The 3587-nt window shown below is 72.5% G+C and carries 1 protein-coding gene; it reads left to right on the plus strand.

From position 1 onward, the window contains the following. Positions 1 to 3587 (plus strand): hypothetical protein (locus KUTG_RS48525; RefSeq protein ID WP_043726733.1); only part of this gene is annotated, 3587 nt, incomplete at both ends.

Consider the following 3587-nt stretch of genomic DNA (forward strand, 5'->3'; position numbering starts at 1 on the left):
CGAGCAGGAGCTGGAGCGAAGCCGGGCGGAAACAGGGCCTGGACCCGGCCGACGACGTCCTGCCGGACTTGCCGGGCGTGCCCGGCGCCACGAGGGACGGGTCGCACCCGCCGGTCTCCGGCGAGCCGGCCAGCCGGCGCCCGGTCGAGGGCCTGGACGTGCCCGAGGTTCCGGCGAGCGTGCTCCCGGGCCCGCCGGCGCGTCGCGACGCCGCCCCGGGGCGCAGCGCGACGCCGGTCACCCGAGGACCGGGTGAGGAGGTCGGCCAGCTGTCGCCCGAGCGTGCCCGGCCGGCCGCCTCTCACGACGACATCGAACTGCCGCAGGTGCCCACCAAGCCGTTGGTCGACAAGGCGGCGATGCGTTCGCGGGTCCCGAACATCTCGGACCTGGACCGGGTGTTGTCGGAACCCGAAGACCACCGTCCGGCGGGTCGTCCAGCGGAGGACATGGCGTCACACCCGGAGCACACCGAGCCGCTGTCGTCGGATCTGCACGATCGGTTCGAGGCGTTGCGGGGCGACGGGCCGCATCTCGGGCCGAGTGACGCCGGGCTGACGCAGCGGCGGACGGAATTCTCGACCGATCCGGCCGACGACACCGTGCCGGATCTGCCCGAGGTCCCGGTGCGGCCCGGGGCTGGCTCGGGACACGCCGAAACGCCGTCGGTGCGGGAGCCCGGAGAGGAGGTCGGCCAGCTGTCGTCCGAGCGTGCCCGGCCGGCCGGGTCCCACGATGACGTCGAGCTGCCGTCGGCGCCGACGAAGCCGCCGGTCGACAAGGCGGCGCTGCGCTCGCGGGTTCCGGACATCTCGGATCTCGACGAGGCGCTGTCGGATCCGGCCGCGCATCAGGCGGTTCACCCGGCGGAAGACACGGCGGCGCACCCGGAGCGCACCGAGGCGCCCCGTTTCGTGCCCGATCCTGCTCTCGCACGGTTCGCCGAGCGTGCTTTCGACAAGCTGGCTGAGCCCGCGGCCAGGAAGTTGTGGGGTGAGGCGTCCCGGATCGTCGCCCGGCACCGCACGTTCGACATGACGATCGGCCGCTCGGGTGACGGCATGCGTGAGCGCGACCCCGCGCAGTTCTGGGCCACGATGCAGGTGGCGCAGGTGTTGCACGAGAACCGCGATGCCCCGGACCGGCTGGAGCGCGCGAACGCGGTGGCCGGCAGCTTGGCCGACCTGCCACGTGTGACGAGCACTGCCCAGCCGGAGCAGCGGCCGGAAGCGGACAGCCCGCAGCCGGACAAGGTGGCGCCGAAGCACCGCGAGCAGGGCGAGCCCGTCGAGTCCAGGCAACACGACAGGTCGCCGCGCCGCGACACCGACGTTGCCGGTCAGGAGCCGCACGCAAACCCCACGCCGGTGGCTGCCCATCCTTCGCACGCTGGCGAAACGCCTGCGCCCATTCCTGACGCAGCCCGCCCGCCCACGCCCACCGACTGGACCGAGCGTGCCCGGGTGGAGCGTCCGAAGGTCGACGGCGACATCGACGGCGAACCCGTCCGCAGGGCCATTCTCGACGGGCTGGGCCTGGGCGATGGGCCGGTGGACAGGACGCGCGCGGCCATGGTCCGGACGCAGTTCTCGGACGAGAACCTGAAGGCGATGTTCCACCGGGCGGTCGACGGCGGGTTCGTGGTCGACCTCGGTCCGAGCTCACGGACCGCGCCGCAGATCCGGCTGGAGGTCGCGAGCCTCGGCACCCCGATGCACGTGACCCGCGCGACGGGCGACGTCACGGCCGGCAGCAGTCCCGAGAAGTCGGCCACGACGCTCGCCAACACCAGGGCCGCGGTGTTCACCGAGGCCCGGAACCTGCGCGTCCCGGTCGTGTTCGCGGCGGTCACGGCCAAGGTCGCCGGCCTGTTCAACGCGCGGGGTTCGGACCTGCGGTCCACGGTCACCCACGAGCGGGCGACGAAGGTCACCGAGACCGGGTCACCCGGAACCAGGGCGACCCACGACGTGATGTTCCGCGTGAAGGTGCGTGAGCCGCGGAAATTCCCGTGGTCGAAGGACCGGACCCGGAGCGACGTGGTGCCGGTCGAGGCCACGCTGCTGTGGCCGGACACCCACCGGCCGGATCCCGAGCAGCTGCCGTCCGCACCCCTGGAACGTCCGCAGGAGATCGTGCACGCGGAACTCTCCGGGATCGGGGACCTGTATCGCCAGGTGGAGGAGGAGCTCGGCGGCTTCCCGCCGAGTTCCGAGGGTGCCCGGCGGCTGCGGGACTGGCTGCACGGTCTGCCCGCGCAGGCGCCGGACCTGCTGGGTGGCAAGCCCGCGACGAGGTCGTTCAAGCTCCCGGGCAGCCGCCGCCGGATCGAGGTCACGGTCACGGTCGCCGACGTGCGGGCCTCGCACGCCCAGGCGGACGTCACGGGCACGGTCGAGCACGTTCGCCGGCACACCGCGGAAAGCGGCGCCGGCACGTCGGTGGCCCGACGCTGGGGCGGCGGCGTCGGCGTGGTGTTCGGCGACATCGTCAACGCCCATCTCGGCGGTGGGGTCGGCCCGATCGTGCTGGGGTACGGCTCGACGAAGGTGGAGACCCGCAACATCGCCAAGCTCAGCCACGAGCTCACCGACACCTACCACGGTCCGGTGCTGCGGCAGAACGTCGAGTTCGACTTCGTGGTGAAGGTCGGCGACGCCACGCGCAAGGTGGACGTGCCGGACAACGGGATCGCTGGTGATCACAACGCGCCCGACGGCGCCTCGCACGTCGACCCGAGCGCGGTGGAGCGGCGGGTTCCCGAGCGGACCTTCCGGACGAGCGGCTCGGCGATCGTGTGGCGCACGGATCCCGCGCGGCACGAACAGCCGGACGCGGTCGCCGAGCCCGAGACCGGTGCGGGGGAGCCGGCTTTTCCGTCCACTGTGGATACTTCGCGCCTGTTGGACCGGATCGACGCGGTGCACCGGTTGCCGGCGGAGACGCTCGGCCACCTCGTCGGTTCGACGCTGCACCGGCTTTCGGCCGAGGGACTGGTGAAGTCGAAGGCGCTACCCGAGATCGAGGCTCGGCTCCGCCGGTTCGTCGAGGACAACGCGGGCGAGCTGGCGCGCGGCGGGGACGGCGTGCGGTTCCCGCTGAGCGCCTGGCACAGCAACGCCCCGGACGTGTTCTTGCGGGCCCGCCCCGACGTGTCACGTCCCCGGTATCTGGGCGAGGTCGTCGGCGCGACGCGGACGGCGAAGATCGGCGGCGGGCACGAGGACGCGGTGCAGATCACCAAGGGCACCGACATCTCGGTCGGTGTCACGTCGTTCGTCTACGACAACGAGACCGCTCCGACCCTCGATCCGCAGGGCCATCCGGTGCTCGATCCGCAAGGGAACCCGAAAACCCATGGAGTGGACTCCGTCGGCGCCGGCGCGCCCGGCATCGCGTACAAGGGCAACGTCCGTGAGGTCACCGACCTCAAGCACGAGTCGGGGCGTGCCCACCAGTTGGCCGCGGGCGCGCCGCTGCGTCGGGTGCGGTTCCCGGCCGAGTTCGAGGTGCGGATCGGGGGCCGCTGGTCGCACCCGAGTGAGCCGGTGCGCCTACGGGACGGAAGTTCGTTCCAGGGCGATGTG

The sequence above is a fragment of the Kutzneria sp. 744 genome (genome assembly GCF_000568255.1).
Lineage (GTDB): Bacteria > Actinomycetota > Actinomycetes > Mycobacteriales > Pseudonocardiaceae > Kutzneria.